At 72.2% G+C, this 26,309-nt stretch carries 27 protein-coding genes and 1 pseudogene; 16 read left to right on the forward strand and 12 right to left on the reverse strand.

Features of this window, described 5'->3' with window-relative positions:
- Nucleotides 1-34 precede the first annotated feature (34 nt).
- Nucleotides 35-2,146: an elongation factor G-like protein EF-G2 gene (locus tag R9X44_RS11130; protein ID WP_319813974.1), complete on the forward strand. Its 2,112-nt coding sequence runs from the start codon at nt 35-37 to the stop codon at nt 2,144-2,146.
- Nucleotides 2,147-2,202: 56 nt separating this feature from the next.
- Nucleotides 2,203-2,583, forward strand: coding sequence for a DUF393 domain-containing protein (locus tag R9X44_RS11135; RefSeq protein ID WP_319813975.1), 381 nt, complete (start codon nt 2,203-2,205; stop codon nt 2,581-2,583).
- Nucleotides 2,584-2,785: 202 nt separating this feature from the next.
- Here the strand turns inward: R9X44_RS11135 and R9X44_RS11140 are convergent, their stop codons facing one another.
- The gene (locus tag R9X44_RS11140; RefSeq protein WP_319813976.1) at nt 2,786-3,319 is read right to left on the reverse strand and encodes an HIT domain-containing protein; all 534 of its coding nucleotides are present in this window, start codon (nt 3,317-3,319) and stop codon (nt 2,786-2,788) included.
- Nucleotides 3,320-3,537: 218 nt separating this feature from the next.
- On the opposite strand from R9X44_RS11140, the gene R9X44_RS11145 reads away from it, so the two are divergent.
- Nucleotides 3,538-4,425 carry an Asp23/Gls24 family envelope stress response protein gene (locus R9X44_RS11145; RefSeq protein WP_319813977.1) on the forward strand — a complete coding sequence of 296 codons (888 nt, stop codon included), beginning with the start codon at nt 3,538-3,540 and terminating at the stop codon, nt 4,423-4,425.
- Here R9X44_RS11145 and R9X44_RS11150 read toward each other — a convergent pair.
- The 4 genes and pseudogenes from R9X44_RS11150 to thrS form a co-directional block, all read right to left on the reverse strand.
- Complete coding sequence (locus tag R9X44_RS11150; RefSeq protein WP_319813978.1) at nt 4,422-4,937, reverse strand: hypothetical protein; 516 nt, start codon at nt 4,935-4,937, stop codon at nt 4,422-4,424. The two genes, R9X44_RS11145 and R9X44_RS11150, sit on opposite strands and share 4 nt — an antisense overlap.
- A 48-nt stretch (nt 4,938-4,985) precedes the next feature.
- Nucleotides 4,986-5,396, reverse strand: coding sequence for a hypothetical protein (locus R9X44_RS11155; RefSeq protein ID WP_319813979.1), 411 nt, complete (start codon nt 5,394-5,396; stop codon nt 4,986-4,988).
- A gap of 18 nt (nt 5,397-5,414) precedes the next feature.
- A pseudogene (locus R9X44_RS35745) lies at nt 5,415-5,573 on the reverse strand (TetR/AcrR family transcriptional regulator); the annotation flags it as partial.
- A gap of 992 nt (nt 5,574-6,565) precedes the next feature.
- Nucleotides 6,566-8,539 carry a threonine--tRNA ligase gene (gene thrS, locus R9X44_RS11160; protein WP_319813980.1) on the reverse strand — a complete coding sequence of 658 codons (1,974 nt, stop codon included), beginning with the start codon at nt 8,537-8,539 and terminating at the stop codon, nt 6,566-6,568.
- A gap of 261 nt (nt 8,540-8,800) precedes the next feature.
- Here thrS and R9X44_RS11165 point away from each other — a divergent pair, with 261 nt between their 5' ends.
- Nucleotides 8,801-8,962: a hypothetical protein gene (locus R9X44_RS11165; RefSeq protein WP_319813981.1), complete on the forward strand. Its 162-nt coding sequence runs from the start codon at nt 8,801-8,803 to the stop codon at nt 8,960-8,962.
- A gap of 2 nt (nt 8,963-8,964) precedes the next feature.
- Here the strand turns inward: R9X44_RS11165 and R9X44_RS11170 are convergent, their stop codons facing one another.
- The 4 genes from R9X44_RS11170 to R9X44_RS11185 all read right to left on the reverse strand — a co-directional run bounded on the left by R9X44_RS11170 (nt 8,965) and on the right by R9X44_RS11185 (nt 11,784).
- Nucleotides 8,965-9,351, reverse strand: coding sequence for a rhodanese-like domain-containing protein (locus tag R9X44_RS11170; protein WP_319813982.1), 387 nt, complete (start codon nt 9,349-9,351; stop codon nt 8,965-8,967).
- Complete coding sequence (locus R9X44_RS11175; protein WP_319813983.1) at nt 9,348-9,803, reverse strand: cysteine dioxygenase family protein; 456 nt, start codon at nt 9,801-9,803, stop codon at nt 9,348-9,350. The genes R9X44_RS11170 and R9X44_RS11175 overlap by 4 nt, the downstream gene beginning before the upstream one ends.
- Before the next feature lie 288 nt (nt 9,804-10,091).
- Nucleotides 10,092-11,048 (reverse strand): NADPH:quinone oxidoreductase family protein, encoded by a 957-nt coding sequence (locus R9X44_RS11180; RefSeq protein ID WP_319813984.1) that lies wholly within the window; start codon nt 11,046-11,048, stop codon nt 10,092-10,094.
- 1 nt (nt 11,049) lies between these two features.
- Nucleotides 11,050-11,784 (reverse strand): SDR family oxidoreductase, encoded by a 735-nt coding sequence (locus R9X44_RS11185; RefSeq protein ID WP_319813985.1) that lies wholly within the window; start codon nt 11,782-11,784, stop codon nt 11,050-11,052.
- A 45-nt stretch (nt 11,785-11,829) separates the two neighbouring features.
- Here R9X44_RS11185 and R9X44_RS11190 point away from each other — a divergent pair, with 45 nt between their 5' ends.
- The 3 genes from R9X44_RS11190 (at nt 11,830) to R9X44_RS11200 (ending at nt 14,618) form a co-directional block, all read left to right on the forward strand.
- Nucleotides 11,830-13,041, forward strand: coding sequence for an acyl-CoA dehydrogenase family protein (locus R9X44_RS11190; protein WP_319813986.1), 1,212 nt, complete (start codon nt 11,830-11,832; stop codon nt 13,039-13,041).
- A 14-nt stretch (nt 13,042-13,055) separates the two neighbouring features.
- The gene (locus R9X44_RS11195) at nt 13,056-13,682 is read left to right on the forward strand and encodes a TetR/AcrR family transcriptional regulator (protein ID WP_319813987.1); all 627 of its coding nucleotides are present in this window, start codon (nt 13,056-13,058) and stop codon (nt 13,680-13,682) included.
- Between the two features lie 93 nt (nt 13,683-13,775).
- On the forward strand, nt 13,776-14,618 hold the full coding sequence (locus R9X44_RS11200) for a hypothetical protein (protein WP_319813988.1): 843 nt from the start codon (nt 13,776-13,778) through the stop codon (nt 14,616-14,618).
- Nucleotides 14,619-14,623: 5 nt separating this feature from the next.
- Here R9X44_RS11200 and R9X44_RS11205 read toward each other — a convergent pair whose 3' ends face one another.
- Both R9X44_RS11205 and R9X44_RS11210 read right to left on the reverse strand, forming a co-directional pair.
- Nucleotides 14,624-15,118 carry a GNAT family N-acetyltransferase gene (locus R9X44_RS11205; protein WP_319813989.1) on the reverse strand — a complete coding sequence of 165 codons (495 nt, stop codon included), beginning with the start codon at nt 15,116-15,118 and terminating at the stop codon, nt 14,624-14,626.
- 55 nt (nt 15,119-15,173) lie between these two features.
- Nucleotides 15,174-16,091 carry a hypothetical protein gene (locus R9X44_RS11210; RefSeq protein WP_319813990.1) on the reverse strand — a complete coding sequence of 306 codons (918 nt, stop codon included), beginning with the start codon at nt 16,089-16,091 and terminating at the stop codon, nt 15,174-15,176.
- Between the two features lie 291 nt (nt 16,092-16,382).
- On the opposite strand from R9X44_RS11210, the gene R9X44_RS11215 reads away from it, so the two are divergent.
- The 3 genes from R9X44_RS11215 (at nt 16,383) to R9X44_RS11225 (ending at nt 19,035) form a co-directional block, all read left to right on the forward strand.
- Nucleotides 16,383-16,808 carry a lamin tail domain-containing protein gene (locus tag R9X44_RS11215; RefSeq protein ID WP_319813991.1) on the forward strand — a complete coding sequence of 142 codons (426 nt, stop codon included), beginning with the start codon at nt 16,383-16,385 and terminating at the stop codon, nt 16,806-16,808.
- 217 nt (nt 16,809-17,025) lie between these two features.
- Nucleotides 17,026-18,375 (forward strand): arylsulfatase, encoded by a 1,350-nt coding sequence (locus tag R9X44_RS11220; RefSeq protein ID WP_319813992.1) that lies wholly within the window; start codon nt 17,026-17,028, stop codon nt 18,373-18,375.
- Between the two features lie 120 nt (nt 18,376-18,495).
- Nucleotides 18,496-19,035 carry a hypothetical protein gene (locus R9X44_RS11225; RefSeq protein ID WP_319813993.1) on the forward strand — a complete coding sequence of 180 codons (540 nt, stop codon included), beginning with the start codon at nt 18,496-18,498 and terminating at the stop codon, nt 19,033-19,035.
- A 35-nt stretch (nt 19,036-19,070) separates the two neighbouring features.
- Here R9X44_RS11225 and R9X44_RS11230 read toward each other — a convergent pair whose 3' ends face one another.
- Nucleotides 19,071-20,360 (reverse strand): deoxyribodipyrimidine photo-lyase, encoded by a 1,290-nt coding sequence (locus R9X44_RS11230; RefSeq protein WP_319813994.1) that lies wholly within the window; start codon nt 20,358-20,360, stop codon nt 19,071-19,073.
- 94 nt (nt 20,361-20,454) lie between these two features.
- Here R9X44_RS11230 and R9X44_RS11235 point away from each other — a divergent pair, with 94 nt between their 5' ends.
- The 6 genes from R9X44_RS11235 to R9X44_RS11260 all read left to right on the forward strand — a co-directional run bounded on the left by R9X44_RS11235 (nt 20,455) and on the right by R9X44_RS11260 (nt 26,307).
- Complete coding sequence (locus tag R9X44_RS11235) at nt 20,455-21,366, forward strand: MerR family transcriptional regulator (RefSeq protein WP_319813995.1); 912 nt, start codon at nt 20,455-20,457, stop codon at nt 21,364-21,366.
- A 98-nt stretch (nt 21,367-21,464) separates the two neighbouring features.
- Complete coding sequence (locus R9X44_RS11240) at nt 21,465-22,061, forward strand: RNA polymerase sigma factor (RefSeq protein WP_319813996.1); 597 nt, start codon at nt 21,465-21,467, stop codon at nt 22,059-22,061.
- Nucleotides 22,058-23,071, forward strand: a complete 1,014-nt coding sequence (locus R9X44_RS11245; protein ID WP_319813997.1) for a DUF523 and DUF1722 domain-containing protein — start codon at nt 22,058-22,060, stop codon at nt 23,069-23,071. Before R9X44_RS11240 ends, R9X44_RS11245 begins: the two co-directional genes overlap by 4 nt.
- Before the next feature lie 13 nt (nt 23,072-23,084).
- The gene (locus R9X44_RS11250; protein ID WP_319813998.1) at nt 23,085-24,356 is read left to right on the forward strand and encodes an NAD(P)/FAD-dependent oxidoreductase; all 1,272 of its coding nucleotides are present in this window, start codon (nt 23,085-23,087) and stop codon (nt 24,354-24,356) included.
- Nucleotides 24,353-25,087, forward strand: coding sequence for a DUF1365 domain-containing protein (locus R9X44_RS11255; protein ID WP_319813999.1), 735 nt, complete (start codon nt 24,353-24,355; stop codon nt 25,085-25,087). The genes R9X44_RS11250 and R9X44_RS11255 overlap by 4 nt, the downstream gene beginning before the upstream one ends.
- Nucleotides 25,084-26,307, forward strand: coding sequence for a cyclopropane-fatty-acyl-phospholipid synthase family protein (locus tag R9X44_RS11260; protein WP_319814000.1), 1,224 nt, complete (start codon nt 25,084-25,086; stop codon nt 26,305-26,307). Before R9X44_RS11255 ends, R9X44_RS11260 begins: the two co-directional genes overlap by 4 nt.
- Nucleotides 26,308-26,309 lie beyond the last annotated feature (2 nt).

Genomic DNA, 26,309 nt, shown 5'->3' on the forward strand with positions numbered 1-26,309 from the left:
CCACACCCTCCCTCGACGTGGAGGTGAGCGCGCTATGTCCGGCAGACACGACAGGACCGAGAAGAACGGCTCCCCCGGGGACGACGCGCCGGAGGCCGGACGGCCGGAAGAGATCAGGAACGTGGTGCTCGTCGGGCGCTCCGGGGCCGGCAAGACGACGCTCGCCGAGGCGCTGCTCGCGGCGTCGGGGGCGATCCCCCGGGCGGGTCGGGTGGAGGACGGCACGACCGTCGCCGACCAGGCGGCGGGGACGGGCGAGGCGCGGCAGCACCGGACCGTGAGCCTGACGCTCGCGCCGTTCGCCTGCGACGGCGTCAAGGTGAACCTGCTGGACTCGCCGGGGTATCCGGACTTCCTTGGCGAGCTGCGGGCCGCCGACGCCGTCCTGTTCGCGGTGTCGGCGGTGGACGGGGTGGACGGGCAGACGCTCGCGTTGTGGGAGGAGTGTGCGGCGGCCGGGCTGCCGCGCGCTGTGGTCATCACCAAGACCGACCAGATGCGCGGGGACTACGCGGCGACCGTTACGGCGTGTCAGGAGGCGTTCGGTACGGGGGTCGTGCCTCTGTACGTCCCGGATGGGCAGGCCCTCGTCGGGTTGCTCAGCGCGCGCAGGTACGACTACTCGTCCGGGGAGCGCAAGGAGGACGGGAAAGGGCTGCCCGAGCGGTACGCGGCGTTGCGGGAGACGCTGATCGAGGCCGTCATCCAGGAGAGCGAGGATGAGGGGCTGATGGACAGGTACGTCGCCGGGGAGGAGCTTCCGGTGGACGAGCTCATCGCCGACCTGGAGCGGGCCGTGGCGCGAGGCGGGCTGTATCCGGTGCTGGCGACGGCCGTGCCGCACGGGGACAGGCCGGGGCCCGTCACGGGGATGGCCGAGGTTCTCGAGGTGATCACGCGCGCGATGCCGTCGCCGTTGGAGCATGAGCCGCCCACGGCCACGCGCGAGGACGGCAGGGGCGTCGAGAACCTCGCGTGCGATCCGGACGGGCCGTTGGCCGCCGAGGTGATCAAAACGTTCGCCGACCCGTATGTCGGGCGGGTTTCGCTGGTGCGGGTGTTCTCCGGGACGCTGCGGCCTGATGTGACGGTCCGGGTGTCGGGGCACAACGGGAGCCCGCATTCGGCCGACGAGCGGGTGGGGGCGTTGACGTCGCCGCTGGGGCGGCGGCAGCGGACCGTCGCGCAGTGCGTCGCCGGGGACATCTGCGCGGTCGCGCGGCTCGGGCACGCCGAGACCGGCGACACCCTGTCCGCGCCGGGGCGGCCCCTGCTCGTCGAGCCGTGGGAGACGCCGGACGCGCTGCTGCCCGTCGCTATCGCGCCGCGCTCCAAGGCCGACGACGACAAGCTCGCGCAGGCGCTCGGCCGGCTCGCCGCCGAGGACCCGTCCGTCCGGCTCGACAACAACGCCGAGACCGGGCAGCTCGTGCTGTGGTGCCTCGGCGAGGCGCACGCCGACGTCGTGCTCGACCGGCTGCGCGGCAGGTTCGGCGTCGAGGTCGAGCGGGCCGAGCTCAAGGTGCCGCTGCGCGAGACGTTCGGCGCTGCCGCCGAGGGGCTCGGCAGGCACGTCAAGCAGAGCGGGGGGCACGGGCAGTACGGGATCTGCCGGATCAGCGTCGAGCCGCTGCCCGCGGGCTCGGGCGTCGAGTTCGTGGACAGGGTCGTCGGGGGGACCGTGCCGAGGCAGTTCATCCCGTCGGTCGAGAAGGGGGTGCGCGCGCAGGCCGCCAAGGGCGTCGCCTCGGGGCACCCGCTTGTGGACGTGCGCGTAACGCTGCTCGACGGGAAGGCGCACCCGGTGGACTCCAGCGACTCCGCCTTTCAGACGGCCGGAGCCCTCGCCCTACGCGACGCCGCTGCGCATGTGCCTATCGCGCTGTTGGAGCCCGTGGACGAGGTCACCGTGCTGGTCTCGGATGCGCACGTCGGGCCCGTCATGTCGGATCTTTCGGCGCGGCGCGGGCGGGTGCTCGGGTCCGAGCCCGTCGCGGGGGCGCGCACGCTGATCCGGGCCGAGGTGCCGCAACGCGAACTCGCGCGTTACGCGGTCGACCTGCGGTCTCTGTCGCACGGCACCGCCACGTTCCACCGCGCCTACCTGCGCCACGACCCGCAGCCCGAGCGGGCCGGAGCCGTCTGACGTGATGTCCGTCCCGTTGTCTTGAACGCGTTCAAAGAGGCGCGTAGTCTCGCCGCATGCGCACCCGGAACGTCCTGCTGTACGACGGCGACTGCGGCTTCTGCACGATGTGCGTCGGCTTCCTCCGGCGTCGCGTCCGGCCCGCCGCCGAACTCCTCCCCTACCAACAGCAGGACCTCGCCGCCTACGGCGTCACCGCCGCCCGCGCCTCCCACGAGGTCCTCTGGATCACCCCCGCGAACACCGCCCACGGCGGCTCCCGCGCCATCGCCGCCCTCCTCCGCACCTCCCCCCGCCCCTGGCCCCTCCTGGGCCGCCTCCTCTCCCTCCCACCCCTCACCTGGGCCGCCCACGCCACCTACCGCCTCATCGCCAACAACCGCCACCGCCTCCCCAGCAGCACGTGTTCAATTGCCGCGGCTCCGCCGCGGCGGTGATCGGGCGCCTCAAGCCGCCGTCTTCCCTCCGCCTTGCTCGCCTTGCGGCTCACAAGGCTCCGGTCCAGACGACGGCGCGCCCGATCACTCCGGGGTTCAGGGCCCCGTCAGGCTCCCCGGTGCTGTCCCGTAGGCCCCCTGGGGCCGGAGGGGCAGCACCGGGCTCGCAAAAGCCCAGATATCGCCCGGCCGGGCCGGGCAATTAAGCAGGCCAGGCTTCTGCTAGGGCTTTTCGGGTGTCTCGGAGGAGTTGGGGCATGACCTTGGTGTGGCCCACGACGGGCATGAAGTTGGTGTCGCCGCCCCAGCGGGGGACGATGTGCTGGTGGAGGTGGGCGGCGATGCCCGCGCCCGCGACGAGGCCGAGGTTCATGCCGACGTTCGCGCCCTGCGCGCCGGTGCCGAGGCGGACCGCGGTGAGGCCGGCCTGGGTGAACTTGGCGAACTCGAGCGCTTCGGCGTCGTCGAGTTCGGTGTAGTCGGCGACATGGCGGTACGGGCATATGAGCAGGTGGCCCGAGTTGTAGGGGTACAGGTTGAGGACCGCGTAGACGTTCGCGCCGCGACGGACGATGAGGCCCTCCTCGTCGGGGCCCTTGGGGATCTCGCAGAACGGGCAGCCGTCGGCCTCGCCGGGGCCGGTCGGCTTGTTCTCGCCCTTGATGTAGGCCATCCGGTGCGGGGTCCAGAGCCGCTGGAAGCCGTCGGGCGTGCCGACGCCACGCTGTTCTTCCATCTCAGCCGGGTCGTGTCCCACCGCTTCCCCTTTCCTTGGCCTGCCCAGAATAGGCGGGCGGCCCTGCCGGGGGGAAACCGGCCCGGGCCGACGGGGCACGGGCCCCGTCGCATCCGGTTAGCACCCAAATCATCACGAATACCGTTTTCTCTGGGAAGTCCCCGGGGTTCTCCGACATGATGGCTGCGCGACCAGGCCATGCAGGTGAGGAGTCCGCGATGACCGATCTCGACCGCCCCTACGGCGGGGAACACCGCGCCGAGGCCAGGCCGCCCATGCCGTACTTCCCGGCGTCCCCCGCGCCCGCGCAGCAACAACAGCAACAGCAGCAGGCCCAGACGGGCGCGCAGCAGGCCGTGCAGCAGCCCCCCGGCGCGGGCGCGCCCGGCATGCCGGGCGGGATGTCGGGGATGCCGCAGATGCCGACGGCGTCGGCGGGCGTCGCGACCGGCACCGTCCTGCCGCCCGGCCAGGCCCCCGCCGAGTTCGCCGCGACGGGCCGCCGCCGCAGCGCCGACCCGTTCACGCCGGAGTCCTACACGGCCGAGTCCTACACCCAGGACTCCTACGCGCAGGAGTCCTACTCCCAGGGCGGCTACTCGGGCGGCGAGGTCTCCCCCTCCGACGCCTACAAGGCCCCCGAGTCCTACCAGCCCGAGCCGTACCAGCCCGAGCCCGTGACGCCGCAGCCCGCGCCGGAGGAGCCCGCGCGCTCCAACGGCGTCCAGGGGCAGATAAAGATCGAGGACGAGGTCGTCGAGAAGATCGCCGCGCTCGCCGCACTCGAGGTCAGCGGGGTCGCCGCGCTCGGCGGGGCGGGCCGCACGTCGGAGACGATGGAGGCGGTGCGGCAGCGGATCGGGATGAGCGACCGGGGCGAGCCGAGGGTGCGCGCCCGCGTCCTCGACAACGAGATCTCCGTCGACATCGCGCTGATCGTGGAGTACGGCAGCGTCGTCATGGAGGTGGCGAAGGTCGTCAAGAGCAATGTGGCGCGGATCGTCGGGCTGATGCTGGGGATGCGCGTCGCGTCGGTGAACGTCACGGTCGAGGACGTGCGGATGCCCGACGAGCAGGCCGCCGCCCAGGCCGCCCAGGGGCGCTAACGCCGCTGGAGCTCGCAGTCCCGCGCGCCCGACGCGGTCGTGACGGTCAGGCCCACCTTCTTGACGGCCTGGCCCGACACGTTCGGGAAGTCGAACACGTGCGGGGTCGGGTCGCCCGCCGTCGTGTAGCTCTGCATGCTCGGCTCGCCGTTGGTCGGCACCACGACCGCGCGGACCGCGCCGACCCCGGGGAAGACCACGTGCACCTCGACGCCGTCGCCCGCGCGCTTGTAGTAGGCCCTCTGCGTGCCGCAGGGGCCGTCGCCCTCCCGGGAGCCGGTGTTCTTGCCCGAGCCCGTCCCGTTGCCGCTGAGGTCCGGGAAGTAGTCGCTCGGCGCGGGACCCGGGGAACCCGCGCCCGCGGGCGCGGACGGCGCGGCGACGCCCGGCTCCGCCTCCCCCTTCGGCAGCAGCGGCCACGCCAGGACCGCGACCGCCACGACGGCGAACAGCGCGGCGAGGACGTAACCGGTCCGGCCGAGGACCCGGTCGACCAGGGGGGTCTCGGGCATGTAAGGCTCCCGTGGGCGTTACTGGGGGGTAGGAAAGGATGTCCGAGGTTACCGCACCGGCAGGCCGAGGACCCGGGTCGCCATGAGGGCGATCCGCGCCGCCGCCTCCTCGTGCGGGCCGTCGGGCGTCACCAGGTAACTGACGGTCACGCGCAACACCATGTCGACCGCGAGCCGCACCGAGAACGGGTCGAGATCCGGCCGGTACCTGGCGACCAACGCCGTCACCGCGGCGATCGCCTGCGCCAGCGGCGGCACCTCACGATTGCGCACCACCTCCGCCAACTCACCCATGACGATCCCGGCCCGCGCACTCGTCAGCAGACTCTTCAACACCGGATTGTCGGAAGCCTCCCGGAACGTGAACAGCACGGCCCCCTCCACCGCCGCGCCCACATCATCCCTGCGATCGACAAGCCGCTCACTCAACCCGTCAAGATGCCGCTCGAACTCCCGCATGACAAGCGCCTCACCCAACGCCCCCTTCGACCCGAACTCGTTATACGCACTCTGCCGACTCACCCCCGCCTCAACCGCCACATGCGACACCCGCAACCGCTGCCACCCACTGGCAACAATCAACCGCCCCGCCGCATCCAACAACTTCTCCCGCGCCGACACACGAGTGGCTCCCATCACAGCATTATTATGCCCGCCCTCCGGCCCGGGGGGCCTACGGGCGGGCTGTGATCGGGCGCTTCGCAAGCCTGGGCTGCCCCTCCGGCCCTAGGGGGCCTCCGGGGCAGCCCAGGGCGCCCGATCACGTGAGGCACCGCGCCTAACGGCGCTCCCTTACCCCCCGAGCGCGCTGGACCGCGCCTAACGGCGCTCCCCGGAACCCACCCCACACGCGTACCCCGCCGCGCCTAACGGCGCTCCCTTAACCCCCCGAGCGCGCTGGACCGCGCCTAGCGGCGCTCCCTGGAACACACCCCACACGCGCGCCCCACCGCGCCTAACGGCGCTCCCTCAAACCCCCGGTCCGCTTAGGCCGCGCCTGGCGGCGCTCCGCGGAACGCGCCCCGCACGCGCGAAACGCCGCGCCTTGCGGCGCTCCCTGGAACCCCCGGTCCGCCCAGGTCGCGCTTGGCGGCGCTCCGTGGAACACCGCCGCGCGCGTGACCCGCCGCGCCTTGCGGCGCTGCCTTAACTCCCCGGTCCGCTCAGGCCGCGCCTAACGGCGCTCCTCGGAACCCACCCCGCACGCGTGACCCGCCGCGCCTGGCGGCGCTCCCTTGAACACGCCCCGCGCGGGTGACTCGCTGCGCTTGGCGGCGCTCCCTGGGATGCGCGCCGCGTGGGTGACTCGCTGCGCTTGGCGGCGCTCCCTGGGATGCGCGCCGCGTGGGTGAGGCGCTGCGTCTTGCGGCGCTCCCTGGAACGCGCCCCACGCGGGTGACCCGCTGCGCCTAGCGGCGCTCCCTGGAACGCGCCCCACGCGGGTGACCCGCTGCGCCTAGCGGCGCTCCCTTGAACACGCCCCACGCGGGTGACCCGCTGCGCCTAGCGGCGCTCCCTGGAATGCGCCCCCGCGTGGGTGAGGCGCTGCGTCTGGCGGGGGTGCCCCTGTTTCCCCGCAGTCCCGAAGGGACTGCGGGGAAAGGGGTTTGGGGTTGGGGGTGGGGTGGTTAGACCTGGGATCGGGTGGTGATTGCTTTGAGGATTTCGGCGGTGGCCTGGTCGATGGGGACCGCGTTGTTCTGTTCGCCGGAGCGGTAGCGGAAGGAGACGGCGTCTTTGGCGACGTCGTCGTCGCCGGCCAGGAGCATGAAGGGGATCTTTTGCTTTTGGGCGTTGCGGATCTTCTTCTGCATGCGGTCGCTTGAGGTGTCGACCTCTGCGCGGACGCCTAGGGCGCGGAGCTTTTCCGCGACCGATTCCAGGTAGGGGATGTGTTCGTCGGCGATGGGGATGCCGACGACCTGGACGGGGGCCAGCCACGGCGGCATCGCGCCCGCGTAGTGCTCCAGGAGGACGCCGAAGAAGCGCTCGATCGAGCCGAACAGGGCTCGGTGGATCATCACCGGGCGCTGGCGTGAGCCGTCGGCGGCCTGGTACTCGAGGTTGAACAGGCGCGGGAGCTGGAAGTCGACCTGGATGGTCGACATCTGCCAGGTGCGGCCGATCGCGTCACGGGCCTGGACGGAGATCTTCGGGCCGTAGAACGCCGCGCCCCCCGGGTCGGGGACGAGGGCGAGGCCGGAGTTCTCGGCGGCGACCCGCAGCATCTCGGTCGCCTCCTCCCACTCCTCGTCCGAGCCGACGGACTTCTCCGGGTCGCGGGTGGACAGCTCGAGGTAGAAGTCGTCGAGGCCGTAGTCGCGCAGCAGGTCGAGCACGAACTTCAGGAGCGAGTGCAGTTCGTCCTGCATCTGCTCCTTGGTGCAGTAGATGTGCGCGTCGTCCTGGGTGAGGCCGCGCACGCGGGTGAGGCCGTGCACGACCCCGGACTTCTCGTACCGGTAGACGGTGCCGAACTCGAACAGCCGCAGCGGCAGTTCCTTGTACGACCTGCCCCGGGCATCGAAGATCAGGTTGTGCATGGGGCAGTTCATGGGCTTGAGGTAGTACTCGGCCCCTTCGAGCTCCATGGGGGGGAACATGCCGTCGCGGTACCAGCCGAGGTGCCCGGAGGTCTCGTACAGGCCGCCCTTGGTGATGTGCGGGGTGTTGACGAACGAGTAGCCCGCCTGCTCGTGCCGGACGCGCGAGTAGTTCTCCAGCTCGCGCCGGATGATGCCGCCCTTGGGGTGGAACACCGGCAGGCCGGAGCCGATGATCGGCGGGAAGGAGAACAGGTCGAGTTCCGCGCCGAGCTTGCGGTGGTCGCGCTTCTCGGCCTCCTCGAGCATCTTCAGGTACTCGTCCTGCTTGTCGCGGGACTCCCACGCGGTGCCGTAGATCCGCTGGAGCTGCGGGTTCTTCTCGCTGCCGCGCCAGTACGCGCCGCCGGAGCGCATCAGCTTGAACGCGGGGATGTTGCGGGTGGTGGGCAGGTGCGGGCCCCGGCAGAGGTCCTTCCAGCACAGGTCGCCGGTCTTGGCGTCGATGTTGTCGTAGATGGTCAGCTCGGCGCCGCCGACCTCCACCGACTCCTCGTCCTCGACGCCCCCGCCGCCCTTCAGGCCGATGAGCTCGAGCTTGTAGGGCTCGCCGGACAGTTCGGCGCGCGCCTCGTCGTCGGACACGACCCTGCGCTCGAACCGCTGGCCCTGCTTGACGATCTCGCGCATGCGGCGCTCGATCTTCTTCAGGTCGTCGGGGGTGAAGTGCTCGGCGACGTCGAAGTCGTAGTAGAAGCCGTTCTCGACGGGCGGGCCGATGCCGAGCTTGGCGTCGGGGTAGATGTCCTGGACGGCCTGGGCCATGACGTGCGCGGTGGAGTGCCGCAGGATGTCGCGGCCGTCCTTGGAGTCGATCTCGACGGCCTCGATCTCGTCGCCGTCGGCGACGGCGTACTCGAGGTCGCGCAGTTCGCCGTTGACCCGGGCGGCGACGACCCTGGGGCCGCCGCGCCCGACGTCGTCGAGCACCCGCCCCGCCGTGGCGCCGGCGGCCACCACTCGCTCGTCTCCGCCGAGGGTGACACGCAGTTCGGACACGGGAACTCCTTGATCGCAGAGAAGGTCTTGGGAAGCGATGAGGCCCCGGGAGCGTTCTCCCGGGGCCTCATCTGGTGTCTCGGAGGTCAGCGCGCGCGCTCCGAGTGCCGGGTGTGCCCCGGCGTCGTCGTCTCCCAGCGTGGGAGTGCGGGCTGTCGCGCTGCTGCCATGCCGCACAGTCTACCGCCCTTCCCGCCCGACCCCGGCGTGTTTTCACGGCACCGCCCTCACGGTGGGTCAAGGTGCGCGCCGACGAGCTCGATGAGCCGTCCGCGCGCGGCGGGCCGGACGCCGCGCTGGGAGCCGGGGCCGCTGGGCGCGTCGGCGGTGAGTGGGCTCGCACACGGCGCCGACGGGGTCGAGGAGCGGGCCGGGGGCGGCGTGGCCGTTGTCGGGGCGCTCCTCGGGCGGCTGTTCGGCTGAGCTCAGCCGGTGGGCAGGCCCGCGGCCTTCCAGGCGACGAAGCCGCCGTCGATGTCGGTGGCGCGGGCGAGGCCGAGGTCCTGCAGGGCGGCGGCGGCGAGGCTCGAGGTGTAGCCCTCGGAACAGAAGACGACGGCGCGGACGTCGTAGCCGGTCGCCTCAGGGATCTTCGCGTCGCTCTCCGGGTCGAGCCGCCATTCGAGCACGTTGCGCTCGATGATCAGCGAGCCGGGGATCTCGCCCTCCTGCGCGCGCTGCGCGGCGGGGCGGATGTCGATGAGGAGCGCGTCGGGCTCTTTGTGCGCCTGCTCGGGCGTCAGCCTGACCAGGCGGGTCCGTGCCTCGTCGAGGATCTGGTCGATGGAGCGCGCTCCGGCCGGGCGGGTCACCACTCCTCCGCGGACTCGGTCTTCAGCACCACGAGCTCGCCCTCGGACGACAGGTCGTAGCGGTTCATCGTGGACAGCGGCGGCGAGTACACGTGGACGCTGACGGCGGGGGCCGTCGAGACGTTGCGGACGTCGTGGATGTGGTGCGTGCCGAAATTCCTGACCCGTCCCCCGCCGAGGGTCGCCTCGGAACGGAGCGTGGCCTCCTCGAGCTCGCCGAGGACCACCGCGAACGCGCCGGCCGACCCGCCGTGGTCGTGGAACCCGGTGCTCTGGCCGGGCAGCCAGCTGATGATCCACACCTCGTAGTCGTCGTCGCCCTCAAGCCGCTCATACCAGCGGCCCTGCGGGTCGAGCCGCACCCGGTGCAGCCACTCGTCACTCGTCTCGGCGAACAGCCGGGCGCGCTCGGCGAGCGACGGAACCCCGACCTCCGTGGTCGTCAACGTCATGCCGACCATCCTGGCCTGGATTTCCTATCAAGTCAATCGGAATAAGGTGCTTGATGGATCACGTCGGGCCGCGCCCCGCAGGCGGCACGTCGGCGACGGGGCCTGCCCGGCCCTCGGAGCGGGTTCAAGCCAGGCCGCGATCGGCCGCCCCCACAGGCCCCACAGCCGGACGGGCGGTACCGGGCCCAGCAGGAGCCCGGTACCGCCCGTACAAGGAGCCGCGATCAGACACCGGTGGGGAATCTCACTCTGGGTGACTTCACCCGCCCGGGGTTTCGGGCCCGCCGGTTACCGGGACGGGTCCAAGACCAGCTTGCCCGTCGTCTTACGGGAGCGCAGCGCCTCGTGGGCGGCCCGCGCCTCCGACAGCCCGTACTCGCCGCCGTTGACGACCTTGAGGGAACCGCTGGAGGCGAGGTCGAACAGCTCGGTCATGGCACGCCGCATGACGTCACCGGGAAGGGTGAGGACGTGAGGCAGCCACATGCCTATGACGGCCGTGGAGTGCCGCAGGAGTGAGGGCGCGGAGATCGGCGAAGGCTGTTCCCGGGAGGCCATGCCGTAGAAGGCGAGGCGGCCGAAGGGGGCGAGCGCGGCGAGGGACTGGTCGGTGACCGTCCCGCCCGTCATCTCAAGGACGACGTCGACGCGCCGCCCGCCGTTCGCCTCGATCAGCGCCTTGCGCAGCTCCGGCGTCGCCGGGTCGAGCGCGACGTCCGCGCCGAGGCTGAGCGCGAGCTCCCGCTTCTCCTCGCTCGACGCCGTCGCGATGACCCGTCCCGCCCCGAACGCCTTCGCGAGCTGGACGGCGAGGGTCCCGACGCCGCCCGCCGCCGCGTGCACCACGACCGACTCCCCCGGCTCGAGGTGGACGCTCTTGCGCAGCATCACCCACGCCGTCGCGCCCTGCACGACGAGCCCGAGCGCGGTGAGGTCGTCCACCGAGTCGGGAATGTCGTACAGCGCCCCCTCCATCGCGAGGGCCTTCTCGGCGTAGCCTCCGCCGTCGGCGGTGAGCCCGACGACGCGGCGGCCCCCGGCCGTCCCGGCGATCTCGCCGCCCGGCACCATCGGCAGCTTGGACGCCGCGAGGTAGGTGTTCTCCGCCTGGTGGGTGTCGGCGTAGTTGACGCCCGCGCGGGTCACGTCGACGAGGACCTGCCCCGGCCCCGCGACGGGTTCGGGAAGGTCGGTGAGGGTCAGGACCTCGGGTCCGCCGAACTCGGTGATCTGGATGGCGCGCATGTCAGCTCCTCGGCCCGGGGACGCCCCGGAAACGGAAAGGTTCGATGTCCCGGCCCGGCACGACCGGCCAAGCCTGCCCGACGCCGTCGGACTCGAGGATCCGCAGGAACGCGTCGGCGACGGTCTCGACGTCGAGGATGGGGAACGTACCCAGGTGCTCGCGCAGTCCATCAAGGATCGCGGTCTCGGCGAACGAGGGGCACAGCGCGTTGACGCGGATGTTCTCCGGCTCGTAAGCGGGCCCGAGGGAGCGGATGAGCCCTACGACTGCCGTCTTGTTGGCCGCGTACAGCGGGTCGATCGGCATGGGGGTGAGCCCGGCCATCGACGCCGTCGCGACGATCTGGCCGCCGCCGCGCGCCCGCAGCGCGGGAAGCGCGGCGTTGACGCCGTAGACGACGCCGTCGAGGTTGATCGACATGGCGCGGCGGTACCGGTCGAGGTCGAAGTACTCGCCCATGCCCGATCCGGTGGCGACGCCCGCGTTGAGGAAGGCGATGTCGAGCCCGCCGAAGCGCGCCACGGCCGCTTCGACCGCCTTGACGCTCTCGGCTGGTTCGCGCACGTCGCAGCGCACGAACAGGCCGTCGAGCTCGGCGGCGAGTTTCTCCCCGCCCGCGGCGTCGACGTCGGCGAGGGCGACGTGCGCGCCGAGCCCGGCGAGCCTGCGCGCCACGGCCGCGCCGATGCCGCTCGCGCCGCCGGTGATCAGCGCGACCTTTCCGTGGAGTTCCATGGGACCCCTCCTTCAAGTAACTGACGGGTCAGTTACGATACCGGCATGGACTTCGCATTGAGTGAGCGGGCCGCGTCGTATCTTGCCCGGCTCGAAGATTTCATGACGAAGCACGTCTACCCGGCCGAACCGGTCTACGCCAGCCAGCACGCGGAGCTGGTGGCCGCCGGACGGCCGCACGAGGTGCCCCCGATCGTCGAGGAGCTGAAGGTCCTCGCCCGCGAGGCAGGACTGTGGAACCTGTTCCTGCCCGACGTCTCAGGTCTCACCAACACCGAGTACGCGACGCTCGCCGAGGTCATGGGCCGCTCCCCGCTGCTGGCCCCCGAGGCGACGAACTGCGCGGCCCCCGACACCGGCAACATGGAGGTGCTGCACCTGTTCGGCACCCCCGAGCAGCAGGACAAGTGGCTGAAGCCGCTGCTGAACGGCGAGATCCGCTCGTGCTTCGGCATGACCGAGCCCGACGTCGCCAGCTCCGACGCCACCAACATCGCCACCTCGATCGTGCGCGACGGCGACCACTATGTGATCAACGGCCGCAAGTGGTGGACCACCGGCGCGGCCGACCCGCGCTGCAAGATCATGATCCTGATGGGCAAGACCGACCCCGACGGCCACCCCTACCTCCAGCAGTCGATGGTCCTCGTGCCGCTGGACGCGCCGGGCGTCACGATCGTCCGTTCGCTGCCCGTCTTCGGCAGGCACGACCAGCAGGGCCACTGCGAGATCCTGCTCGAGGACGTGCGGGTGCCGGTGGAGAACCTGATCGGCGAGGAGGGCGGCGGCTTCGCCATCGCCCAGGCCCGCCTCGGGCCGGGCCGCATCCACCACAGCATGCGCGCCATCGGCATGGCCGAGCGCGCGCTTGAGCTGATGTGCCAGCGCGCTGTAGACCGCGTCGCCTTCGGCAAGCCGCTCGCCCAGCAGGGCGTGGTGCAGCAGCAGATCGCCGAGTCGCGCATCGCGATCGAGCAGGCGCGGCTGCTCACCCTGAAGACCGCGTGGCTGATCGACACCGTCGGGGCCAAGGGCGCGCGCACCGAGGTCGCCGCGATCAAGGTCGTCGCGCCGCGCGTCGCGGGCGAGGTGATCGACCGGGCGATCCAGGTGCACGGCGGCGGGGGCGTCTCCGACGACTTCCCGCTCGCCGCGATGTGGGCGGGCGCCCGGTCGCTGCGCCTCGCCGACGGGCCCGACGAGGTGCACCTGAGGTCGGTCGCCCGGACCGAACTCGCGCCTTACCTCGGAAAATAGGGACAATCAACGACATGGCCAAAAGACTGTCCGCCGCCATCCGGCGGGAGCAGCTGATGCGGGTCGCGCTCACCGAGTTCGGCAGGCGCGGCTTCCATCTGACCCAGATGGAGCACGTCGCGGTGGCGGCGGGCGTGTCGAAGGCCCTGCTCTACCAGCACTTCGAGTCCAAGGAACAGCTGTTCGGCGAGGTCGCGCAGGCCATCGTCGACGACCTCACCGGGCGGCTCGCGGCGGTCGACGTCGAGGGCGCGACCTCGCTCGAGCGCATCGGGGGCATGGTCGCGACGCTCTTCGACTACGCGACCGCCGAGCCTGACGCGTGGGCCGTCATCATCCGGCACCTCGACAAGCCCGAGGTGGGCGTCGAGCTGCGCGAGCTGCGTGACAGGTTCGGCGAGGCGGCGGCGGGACGGCTGCTGTCACGGCGGCGCAAGGTGCTGTCCCCGGAAGCCCTCGCCAAGCACGAGCGGCGCGCGCCGCTGCTCATCCCGCTCATCTACGGCTCGCTGTTCTCGCAGATCTCCTGGTGGCTCGAGCATCCCGAGGTGCCGCGCGCGCGGGCGGAGTCGGCCGCGCTGGACTTCATCTGGCTCGGCCTGGAACGGCTGCGGGAGGGCGAACACCTGTCACGGTCGTGACATCGGCTGTCGCGGGGGCCTTGCGGCGGCGGGAGCGCGTGCCCGATCATGGCGGCTACCGCGCTTTCGGTCCCCCACCGGAAGAGGACGCCCATGGCCGACGAACGAACCCTCGCCGAGCAGCGGGCCGTCGGCGTCGCCAGGTACTTCGCGCCGACCCCGGTCGCGCCCGCGCCGCCCGGCACCGAGGCCGAACGCACGGTGCTGCTGTGCGCGGCGGCGCTCGGCGTCGTCGGGATCGTGCTGGTGTTCGCCGCTCCCCTGTTCGGGTTTCCGCTGAGCCTCGCGGCGGCGGCGCTGGCGGTCTCGGCGTGGCGGCGGATCCGCGCGGTGCGCGCGCGGGCGCGTGCGGACCGTGAGCGCTATCTGACGGCGTTGGCGGCGTCCGAGCCAAGGCCGGGTGAGGCCGTGCTCGACGCGTGGCTTGAGGCGTCGCTCAGCCGCGCGGTGGACGTGGGCTGGCGTGAGCTCGGCATGAAGGGGCCGTTCGGCGGGCTCGGGTCGGCCGAGCTCCAGCTCGTCGGGGTGCCGAAGATCTTCCCCGGCCTCGTCGGACGGGTCGGCTCCGACGGCAGGCTCAGGCTGAACGCCTACCAGGTGACGGTGCTGTACCTGACCGACCGCAAGCTGAGCGTCTTCCAGTGCGAGCTGAACATGGCCTCCGGCGGGTTCCGGTACGCGACGACGCACGAGTTCTTCCGGCCGCACATCAGCACCCTGGCGACCGGCCACGGTTCGTGCGCGGTGCGGGTCTCCGGGCCGGACGGGGTCGAGGCGACGCCCGTCACGACCCGGACGTTCGAGATCGGCGCATCCGACAAGACCGTCACGACCGACATTCCCGTCGCGGTGGAGGGGGCTTCGGTGGAGGCGCTGGCCAAGCCGTCGCTGCACGCGGTCGAGGAGATCAGACGTCAGCTCGACTGGACCGGCTGAACCCGTCAGACGGTCTGGCGGACCGCCTTGGCCATGCAGGTCGAGTGCAGCTCGGGCACCGCGTCATAGGGCGGGTAGTCGGGGATGCGCTCGTAGCCCTCGCGCTCGTAAAGCCTGACGGCGTCGGGCTGGCGGTCGCCGGTCTGCAGGATGACGCGGTCCGCGCCCGCCTCGCGCGCGACGTCCTCGCTCCACCTGAGCAGCGCCGTCGACACGCCGGTGCCGCGGCTCGCCGGAGTCACGTAGACGCGCTTCAGTTCGAGGTCGCGGCCGCGCCAGCGCAGCGCGGTGTGGCCCACGGGACGCAGCGCCTGTGCGTAGGCGACGCCGACGAACTCCATCTCGGCGTCGTCGATCGCCAGGGCCTCGTGGACGGCGGCGATCCCCGCGCGGTCGGCGTAGCGGGCGTCGATCTCCACGGCCATCTCCGCGCGCAGGGCGACCGCGTCGGGGTCGTCCCAGGCGACCCTGCGTATGGTCGGCTTGGGGTCAGTCGTCATGAGATCAGAAGATAACTTGCGGTGCCCGATGCGTATGACGGGCGGTCGGGGAGGATCAGGACAAGCCGGCTTCGGCCTCGGCGGCGGCCCCTGCGGCGGCCGTGGCGAGCTGCTCGGCTTCCTCGAAGGACTTGCGCGCCGCCGCCCTGTGCACCCGTACCTGGTCGAGCCTGTGGCGGAGCGTCTCCTCCTCCTGCTCGACGTCCTCAAGCGCGCGGCGCAGCTGGTCCCGCTCGGCGGCGAGGGCGTCGGCCTTGGCGCGCAGTTCAGCGGCGTGCCTGCGCGCCTCGAAGCGACGGCGTTCGGCCTCCCGCCTGCGCTCCTCGGCACGCCGCTCCTCAGCGCGCCTGTGCTCCTCGGCGCGCTGGTGCTCCTCGGTGCGCCTGCGGTCGTCGGGCGCTTCCGGGCCGCCCTTCTCGCGCTTCTTCTTGGACGCGCTCGGCGGCCTGCCCTCGCGGACGCGCTCGTCATCGGCTGACGGCTCAGCCGTCTCCCCGAACATGCCGGGCAGGCCGAAGCCGACGTACGCGCGCGGGTGCGTCAGCCTGCCGGAGGCGACCTCGGCGGCCACGTCGGCGTCGGAGACCGCCGCGTACAGGGTCTCGGCGACCTCCTGGCGCGCCTGGTCGCCGAGCGGCCGGCCGGTCTCCTCCACCAGCGCGGCGGCCGCCCGGGTCGCCCTGTCGATCAGGGGGGTGCGCGCGCGGTCGAGCTCCGCGGTGTCCTCGCCGTTCTCCCACGCCTCGCGCAGCCGCTCGCCGAACGCGAGCACCTCGCGGGCGAGCGGCGGCCGCTCGCGCACGAGCAGGTTCACCGCCCACGCCGACACCGTCGGCCGCCGCAGCGCCTTGATCTGCTGAGCCGTCGCCGCGTCCCCCGCCGCCTTGGCCGCCTCGGCGAGCCTCCTGCGCGTCTGGACGAAGTCCCCCGGTGCCCCCCGGTACAGCTCCTCCACTGCCTCATCTAGCCCCACAGCCCTTGCCTACCACCCCGAAGGCCCACAGAACCCGCCGTCTGCCCATTTCAGCCGCCCAAGCCAGCAGATCATGGCCGATCGGTATCGTTCCGGCGGATCATGACAGTCCGGAATCCCCACTGCGGACGCGCGCATTCCCGAGGCGGATTTCGCGGGGCGTCGGCAGGGGTCGCGTGCCCTGACACGCGCGAACACCACCTGTGAGCAAGCTAACACTTTCCGTGAGGTGAGCATGGGGTGCCCGCCCGGTCGATGGTTCGGGGGGCGATGTCCTGATTACTTTCTGTTATGGCCGTACGTGATCTGGTAGCCGTGTTCCTGATAGCCGGAGTGCTCTACCCGTCCACGGGATCCCCCTCGGGCGGGCTGCTGCCGTCGTCGTCGTCCGGGTCGTCCGTGCGCATCGAGCGCGTGCGACTCGGCTCCGGCGGGCAGTGGGTGGAGCTGAAGAACCACGCCGACAGCAGCCGCGACCTGCGCGGATGGCGGCTGCGCGCCGGAGACGGCGCGGTGTACGAGTTCGGGCCGTACCGGCTCGGGCCCGGCAAGACGGTCCGCGTCCACACCGGCGAGGGCCGCGACTCGCGGCGCGACCTCTACGGGGGCAGCCGACTGCCCGCGCTCCCGACGAGCGCGGCTACGGTGACGCTGCGCACTCCGGAGTCCGCGGTGGACAGTTGCCGTTACTCGGGAGAGGGGGACGCCGCCTGCTGATTCCAGACGCCATGTCCTAAGCCGGACGTCTCCGCGGCGCGTTCTCTATAATTCCTATTGACTTGATAGGATTTTATGGGAGATCATAAGTGCCGCGCCCTGGCCGACCTCTCCGGGCGCAGGTGAATCCCAACCCCGCCCTGGAGTGTGATCGACGATGCTCACCCGCCGCCAGCTGCTACGCGGTTCGGTAGTCCTCGGCGTCGGGAGCCAGGTAGTGACCCGTGGCGCGGCGCCCGCCGACGCCTTCCTCGGTCTCGGCCGCGCGCCCGACCCCCGTCCGAACATCGTGCTCGTGGTCGCCGACGACCTGGGCTACGGGGAGCTCGGCGCGTACGGGCAGACCAAGATCAAGACCCCGGTCATCGACCGGCTCGCCGGCCAGGGCCTGCGCTTCACCCAGGCGTACTCGGCCGCGTCGGTGTGCGCGCCCTCGCGCTGCTCGCTGCTCACCGGCCTGCACACCGGCCACTCGCGCGTCCGCCAGAACCCGCAGGCTGGGTTCCCCGGCGACCTGCGCCAGGAGGACACCACCTTCGCCGAGCTGCTCCAGGGCGTCGGCTACCGCACCGGCCTGTTCGGCAAGTGGGGCTTCGGCCCGCAGCGCCCCGGCGTCTCGCACCCCAACTCGCGCGGCTTCGACGAGTTCTACGGCTACATCACGCACAGCGCGGCGCACGACTACTACCCCGACTTCCTCTGGCACAACGGGCGCAAGGTAAGGCTCGCGGGCAACGCGGGAGGCAAGAAGGGCAGCTTCTCCCCCGACCTCTTCCGCCGCCGCGCCGCCGACTTCGCCGAGGAGAGCGGCGACCAGCCCTTCTTCATCATGTACGCGACGAACCTTCCGCACGCGCCCGGCGAGCTGCCCAGCCTCGGCCGGTACGCCGCCAAGCCGTGGCCGCGCGCCGACCGCGCGCACGCCGCCCAGGTCAGCAGGCTCGACCGCGACCTGGGGACGCTCCTCGAGTCCCTGCCGAAGCGGCGGCAGACGATCGTCATCGTGACCAGCGACAACGGGCCGCACGAGGAGCAGGGCTTCAACCCCGACAGGTTCGACGCCAACGGCCGCTACCGCGGCTACAAGCGCAACCTGTACGAGGGCGCGTTGCGCGTGCCGTTCATCGTCTGGGGGCCGGGGCTCGTGCGCAAGGGCGTCACCGGGCGGGTGACGTCACAGCTCGACCTCTTCCCGACCATCGCCGAGCTCGCCGGGGCGGGGCTGCCGCGCAAGGTCGACGGGGTGTCCCTCACCGGGGTCCTCGCCGGCCGCCGCAACCCGGCGCCCGCCCCGCACCTGTACTGGTACCGCAGCGAGAAGTCGCAGACGAAACGGGCCAACAAGATCGAGGGCGGCAGCGTCACGCGGCTCGCCGAGGCGGTCCGGCAGGACGACTGGAAGCTCATCAGGTACGCGCCCGGCCGCACCCGTCCGTCGACCCGGGGCGGGTGGCGGGTCGAGCTGTTCAACATCGGCAAGGACCCGCGCGAGGCCAACAACGTCGCCAAGAAGCACCCCGCGGTCGTGAGCCGGCTGCACCGCCTCGCCGACGCCTCCTGGACCTGATGTTTCGCTTGTGTGTCTGTTACGCGGCCCCTTGGCCGTAACCCCTTGTTCTCGCGGCCTTCGCGAGCGATGATCGCGTGTCCCGGAGTTTTCCGGCTCATCGCCCGAAGGGGGACATAAGTGGACTATGAGGAGACCGCGCTCCGGTGCCGTCGCATGATCGCCGACGGGCCGGGCTACGCGGCGTTCCCGGTGACGCCGGGGCCAGGACCCCAGCCGGTCTACCGCGCGGTCGTGGACGACGCCGCCGCCGTCGAGTTCGTCGAGATCTCCTCCGACCTCGACTCGCACTCGGTGGAGACGTTCGTGTTCCAGCGGGTCGGCGACACCTGGGTGCTGCTCGGCGGCGACGCCTGCCGCGACGCCGGGCTTCCGCAGCGCGTCCCGGCGGCCGAGCAGGGCGGCGAGCACCTCGCGGTGTGCCGCACGACCCTCGTGCGCAAACGCAGGGCCCCGCTGCTCGGCGCGCGCCACATCGTCCTGGCCGAGGTGCACGCCTCGCTGGAGACGCACGCGGTGACCGCCGACGGGGTCCCCCTGCCGCTCGCCGCGCACGGCTGCGTGCCCGTCCTGTGGACCGGCCGCAGACCCCCGCTCATCGAGGCGCGCGACGCCTCTGGAGCGCTCCTGGCGAGCCTCAGGCCCGCCCCGCCCCGCTGAGGCCCCCGGGGCTTTCGGGGGGTTGACGGCCCTGCTCAGCCGCCGTTGGGGAGCGTCAACGGCGGCGGGTAGTCGTCGGGGGTGTCGAGCGCGTCCCAGGGGCGGTGCGCGGTCCTGCCCGGGAGGTCGGCGAGCTCGGGCACCCAGCGGCGGACGTAGACGCCGTCGGGGTCGTAGCGGTCGGCCTGGCGGAGCGGGTTCATCGTCCGGTTGGGGCGCGTGTCGTTGCCCGTGCCCGCGACCCACTGCCAGTTCCCCGGGTTGTTGGCGAGGTCGCCGTCGGCGAGCCAGTGACGGAAGCAGCGGTAGCCGAGCCGCCAGTCGAGGCCGAGGTCGCGGGTCAGGTACGAGGCGGTGATCAGGCGGGCGCGGTTGTGCATGTAGCCCTCGTGCCTGAGCTGGCGCATCCCTGCGTCGACTATCGGGACGCCGGTACGGCCCTCCTCCCACGCCTTCAGGGCGTGGTCGTCGGAGCGCCAGCGGGTTCCGCGCGGACGGTAGTCGCGGCGGGACAGGTCGGGGAAGGCGGCGGCCACCTGGTGGTGGAAGTCGCGCCAGGCCAGCTGACGGGTGAACGCGGGGTGGTCGGCGGCGGCTACGGCGAGTTCAAGCGGGGACGCGCAGCCGAACCGCAGATGGGCGCTGAGGTGTGACGTGCCCTTGTCGTCGGATAGGAGGTCGCGGGAGTCGTCGTAGGCGGCCACGCGCCCGGTGAGCCAGGACTTCATGATCCGGCGCGCCTCGGACTCGCCGCCCTTGGCGAGGGCCGGGGAGACTCCTGGGCGGTCCAGGTCGGGGAGTTCTCCGGGGTACAGGCCGTCGGGGAGGGAGATCTTGCGCGGGACGCGTAGGACGTCGCGGCGAGGGGTCGCGGCCCAGGCACGCCAGTAGGGGGTGAAGACCTTGTAGTGGTCGCCTCCGGTGGGCCGTAGGTCTCCGGTGGGCACCACGGTCGTCCCGGGGTGGGTGGTGACGTCGAGGCCGAGGTCGCGTAGGGCGGCGAGTCTGCTGAGCGCGTAGCGGGACCTGTCGTCGGCGAGGTGGAGGGATGTCGCGCCCGTCTCGTGCGCAAGGCGGGCGACCTCCTGTGCCGGGTCTCCTTCGCGGACGATCAGGTCCGCGCCTTTCGCGCGCAGCGCCTCGCGCAGGTCGGCGAGCGCGTCGGCGAGGAAGCGCAGCCGGTTGGGCGCGGCCATCGGGCCGGACAGGATGCGCGCGTCGGCGACGAAGAGCGGGACGACGTCTCCGGCCGCGCAGGCGGCGGTCAGAGCGGGATTGTCGTGCAGCCGCAGATCCCTGGTGAAGAGCATGATCGAGGTGTTCATCACCCGGTATTCGGGCGCTGATGCGCCGGCGGTTGCGTCCGGCGAGGGGTTTCCGCGCGAAGATAGGGCGTCATCCCGGCGAAGGAGGCGGACGGTGGAAGGACCCGGCTTGAGCGTGGGCGCGGTGGCGCGCCGCCTCGGGGTCTCCGCCTCCACCCTGCGCACCTGGGACCGCCGCTACGGGATCGGCCCCAGCAGGCGGAGCGAGGGCTCGCACCGCAGGTACAGCGCGGAGGACGTCACCCGCCTCGAGGTGATGAACCGGCTGATCCTGGAGGGCGCGCCGCCCGGCGAGGCCGCGCGGGTGGCGCTCGGCGTCCCCGCCCCGGCCGCGCCGCGCAAGCCGCGCGGGCACGGGGCAGGGGGCCGCAGGGTGCCCCTGCCGGACGGCTCGGCGCGGACGCGCGGGCTGGCGCGGGCGGCGATGGCGATGAACGGGCCCGCCGTGCTCGCGACGGTCCGGGAGGCGCTCGCCGAGGACGGGGTCGTGGCGGCCTGGCAAGGGGTACTCGCGCCGGTGCTGCGCGGGATCGGCGAGCGGTACGCGGCCACCGGCGAGGCCGTCGAGGTCGAGCACTTCCTTTCCGCGCTGACCCTGGCGTGCCTCGCCGAGCGGGCCGAGCCCGTCGACGCGGCGAACGTCAGGCCCGTGCTGCTGGCGTGCGCGCCGGAGGAGCAGCACAGCCTTCCGCTCTACGCCCTGGCGGCCGCGCTGGCCGAGACGGGGGTCGCGGCGCGCAACCTCGGGATGCGGGTGCCGGAGAAGGCGCTGGGCGACGCGATCGAGCGCACCGGCCCGTCGGTGGTGTTCGTGTGGTCGCAGATGCGGTTCACCGGCGACACCGGGGTCCTCGAGCGGCTTCCGGTGGGGCGGCCGCCGCTGCGGGTGCTCGTGGGCGGCCCAGGATGGCGGCTGCCACTTCCGGAGCGGGTCAGGTATGTCGGCACCCTCGGGGAGGCCGTCGAGGCCGTCCACGAGTCTCTGGGGCTCGTTCAGCCCGCCTGACCGTTTCCCTGTTGACGAGGCGTCCACCAAGGGCGCCTTTTTCGCGTTTTTGCCGTGCGCAAGTTGTGCATGCCGCGCGAGCCGACTATGAATAAGTTTTGAAGAGGTTCACCGAGGAGGTGCCCGAGATGACGACGACGCTCGAAGGGCTCGACGGCGAGCTCGACGGCGAGCTCGACGGAGGACTCGACGGCCTCGGCGGACTCGGCGCGCGCATCGCCGAGGGCGACGAGACGGCCCTCACCGAGGCATACGCGCGGCTGGGGCCCGCCGTCCGCGGCCATGTCCGCAGGACCGTCCCGCACGCGGCGGTCGACGACGTCACCCAGCTCGTGTTCTTCGACCTGTGGCGCTGCCGCGAGCGGTTCGACCCGACCCGCAGCCTCGAGGCGTGGGTGCTCGGCATCGCCCGGCGCAGGGCCGTCGACGTGCTGCGCCGCGAGACACGGCACACCGGGCGCGCGGTGCCCTACAGCGCGTCGGCCGGATCGTGGGACAACACCGCGTCCGTCGGGACCGAGCAGGACGTCAGGCGCGCGCTGTCACGGCTGCCCGAGGCACAGCGCGAGGCGATCGCCCTCGCCTGCTTCGGCCAGCTCACCCAGCGCGAGATCGCCGAGCGGCTGCACGTGCCGCTCGGCACGGTCAAGGCACGCACGGCCCGGGGCCTGCGGCGGCTCGGGGAGCTGCTGTGAGCGCCGCAAGACGCGGCGCGACGCCCGCCGCCCCCGCGACCCCGCTCCCCGCGCCCGTACGGCCAAGGATCGGCGCGTCGGCCTGCCTGCTCGGCGAACCCGTCCGCTACAACGGCGGCCACGCGCGCTGCAAGTTCCTCACCCAGGAGCTCGACCCGCTCGTGGACTGGGTGACCGTCTGCCCCGAGATCGAACTCGGGCTCGGCGCGCCGCGCCCGACCGTGCGGCTGCGCACCGACGGCCACCTGATCTCCAAGGACGGCGAGGTCGACCACGCCGAGGGCGTCGCGGAGGTCAACGGGCGGGTCATGCCGCGCCTCGCCGACCTCGACGGGTTCGTCGTGAAGTCGCGCTCGCCTTCCTGCGGCCTTTTCGGGGTGCCGCGTTACGCGTCGGGCAAGCCCGGTGAGCGTACGGACGGCCAGCCCGTGGACCGTAAGGGACGGGGCGCCTTCACCGCCGCGCTCGTCGAGGCGTACCCGGACCTGCCTGTGGAGGAGGAGGGCAGGCTCAACGACCCGCTGCTGCGGGAGCACTTCGTGGAACGCGTCTTCGCACGGGCCAGGATGCGGGCGCTGTTCGGCGCGCCTTGGCGGCCGCGCGACCTCGTCGCCTTCCACAGCCGCCACAAGCTCCAGATCCTCGCGCACGACCCCGTCGCGTACCGGGAGGCGGGCAGGGTCGTCGCCCGTGCCGGGTGCGACGAGCCCGAAGCGCTCGTGCCCGCTTACGCGCACGTGTTCGGCGCGGCCCTTGCCGTCCGTCCGGTGCGCGGAAGGCAGGTCAACGCCCTGCACCACGTGCTCGGGCCGCTCAGCAGGCGGATAGGGGCCGTGCGCAGGGCCGGGATCGTGTCCTCGATCGAGGCGTTCTCGGCCGGGGAGGCGCCGCTGAGCGTGCCCGTGGCGCTGCTGCGGCACGACGCGGAAGCCGAGGGCCTGTCCTACCTCACCGAACAGACGTTCCTCGAACCGTTCCCCGCCGCGCTCCCCCTGCGGCACCACCTGTGAAGGGACTCCCCCCGTGACCCATCCCGGCTTCGCCGTCATCGGCTCGGGGGTGTCCGGCCTCACCGCCGCGCACCTCCTGCGCCGCCACGGCAGGACCACCCTGTACGAGGCGGACACCCGGCTCGGCGGGCACGCCCACACCCACGACCTGCCCGGCTCGCCCGGCTCGCCCGCTTCCGGCGTGGACAGCGGCTTCATCGTGCACAACGAGCGCACCTATCCGCTGCTCACCGGGCTTTTCCGTGAGCTCGGGGTGGCCACCAGGGAGAACGAGATGAGCATGTCGGTCGCGTGCGGCGGGTGCGGCCTCGAGTACGCGGGCGCGCGCGGCCTGAGCGGGCTGCTGGCGCGCCGTCCGACCGTCGCCTACCTGCGGATGCTCGCGCAGGTCCCGCGCTTCCACAGGGCCGCACGCGCGCTCCTGGACGGCCGTGACGTCTTCGGCGGCGCGCTGCCGGAGGCCGATCCGACCGTCGGCGAGTTCCTGCGCGCGGGCGGCTTCTCCGGCCACTTCACCGCGCACTTCGCCAAGCCGCTGGTCGCGGCCGTGTGGTCGTGCCCGCCCGGCACCGCGATGGACTACCCGGCCAGGCATCTGTTCGCCTTCCTCGCCAACCACGGGATGCTGTCGGTCGGCGGCTCGCCCCGGTGGCGGACCGTCGTGGGCGGGTCGCGCGTGTACGTCGAGCGGATAGCCGCGGGGCTGCCCGAGGTGCTGCAAGGCACACCGGTACGCGCGGTCATAAGGCACGCTGACGGCGTCGACGTCGTTGACGCCTCCGGTACGACGCGTACCTACGCGGCCGCCGTCATCGCCACCCATGCCGACCAGGCTTTGGGGCTGCTGCCCGACCCGTCAGCCGACGAGAAGAGGGTGCTCGGGGCGTTCACGTACTCGCGCAACCCGACGGTCCTGCACTCCGACGCCTCGGTCCTGCCGCGCGCCAAGGCGGCGCGGGCGTCGTGGAACTACACGATGGACTCCTGCGCGGCCGACGTGGACCGCGCGCGCGTCAGCTACGACATGAACCGCCTCCAGGGGCTGCCGGGGCCCGAGCGGTACCTCGTCACCCTCAACGGCGCGGTGCCCGAGCGGCACGTGCGGGCCCGGATGGTCTACGAGCACCCGGTCTTCACCCGCGAGTCCGTCGCGGCGCAGAAGGAGCTTCCCGGCCTTTCGGGCGGGCGGCTCGCGTTCGCGGGCGCGCACCACGGCTGGGGCTTCCACGAGGACGGCTGCCGCTCCGGCTTCGCCGCCGCCCGCGCGCTTGGCGCGATCCCATGACCCCGGCCCTGTACGAGTGCGTCATCACGCACACGCGGACCGAGCCCGTCCGCAGCGTGTTCACGCACCGGACGTACCTGTGGCTGGTCGACCTCGACCATGTGCCCTCGCACGGGCCGCTGGCGCGCTTCCTTGGCCGCGACCACGGCGACGGAGGCGGCCTGCGCGACGACCTGAACGCCTTCCTCGCCGGACACGGCATCGCCCCTCCCGGCCGCGTCCTGATGCTCTGCCACGCCCGCGTACTGGGACATGTCTTCAACCCCCTGACCGTCTTCTGGTGCCGTGCGCAAGACGGCTCCCCGCTCTGCACCGTCGCCGAGGTCCACAACACCTACGGCGGACGGCACCGCTACCTCCTGCACCCCGACGCCAGGGGCAGGGCGCAGGCCCCCAAGGAGTTCTACGTCTCCCCGTTCCTGCCCGTGGACGGCCACTACAGGCTGAGCCTTCCCGAACCCGACGGGCGGCTAAGGCTGTCGGTCGCTTTGCACCTCCCGGACGCGCCGCCCTTCACCGCCTCGGTACGCGGCACTGGCCGTCCGGCCACCTTGGGCGCGCTTCTCGCGGCGTTCCTTAGGCACCCCGTAGCGCCTCTCGTAGGCGCGATCCGTATTCGGACCAGAGGGATCGGGCTGTGGGCGCGGGGCGTACCCGTCGTGCCGCGTTGCCCGCACGGCCCCTCCGTACCGGACACCACCTCCCGAGACACGATCAGGAGAGCACCATGACCACGCTCGCCGCGACCGCCTCCCGCTGGCCCGCCCTGGACGGCGTGCCGCCCTACTCCGTGCGCGCGCAGGCGGCACGTCTGCTGTTCCTGCGCGCGGTCCGCCGCCTACCGCTGTGCGTCGCGCTGCCGGACGCCGTCATAGGAGAGGGCGGGCCCCTCCTGTGCGTCCACCGGCCCGAGGCGTTCTTCGCCAGGCTCGGCAGTGACGGGCTCATCGGCTTCGGCGAGTCGTACATGGCCGGAGAGTGGGACGCCGAGGACCTCCCGGGCGTCCTCGCCGCCTTCGCCGGCTCGCTCGACACGCTCGCCCCGCGCGCGGCGTCCCTGCTGCGTCCCTGGGTGCTGCCCCGGCGCGGCCCCGACGAGCGCGGCACGCGGGAGCGGGCGCGCGTGAACGTCAGCAGCCACTACGACCTGTCGAACGACCTCTTCGCCCTGTTCCTCGACGAGACGATGACGTACTCCAGCGCGCTGTTCCCGACCCGTGACGGGTTCATGGAACGCGGCGACCTCGTCGCCGCGCAGCATCGCAAGATCGACAGGCTGCTCGACCGGGCGGGGGTCGGGCCAGGCACCCGGCTGCTGGAGATCGGCACGGGCTGGGGCGAGCTCGCGATCCGGGCCGCGCGCCGCGGCGCGGACGTCACCACGATCACGCTGTCGGCCGAGCAGCGCGCCCTGGCGCTGCGGCGCGCTGCGGCCGCGGGGGTCGGCGAGCGGGTGGCCGTCGAGCTGTGCGACTACCGGGACGCCGAGGGCTCCTACGACGCCGTCGTCAGCGTCGAGATGATCGAGGCCGTAGGCGACCGTCATTGGGGCGAGTACTGCGCGGCGCTCGACCGGCTGCTCGCGCCGGGCGGAACCGTCGCCCTCCAGGCCATCACCATGGCCCACCACAGGATGCGCGCCACCCGGGGCACCCGTACGTGGGTGCACAAGTACATCTTCCCGGGCGGGCTCATCCCTTCCGTCAAGGCGCTGGAACAGGCGCTGCGCGGCACGTCGCTGCGGATCGGCGAGGACTTCGGCTTCGGGGACCACTATGCCGAGACCCTCAGGCACTGGCGTGAGAAGTTCACCGCCCTCGAGGCGGAGGTGGCCGCCCTGGGGTTCGACGCCGTCTTCCGGCGTATGTGGGAGTTCTACCTGGCCTACTCCGAGGCCGGGTTCCGGTCCGGCTACCTGGACGTCCGCCAGCTCGTCCTTACGCGGAGGTGAGG

Source organism: Actinocorallia sp. A-T 12471 (genome assembly GCF_033875155.1).
Taxonomy (GTDB): domain Bacteria; phylum Actinomycetota; class Actinomycetes; order Streptosporangiales; family Streptosporangiaceae; genus Actinocorallia.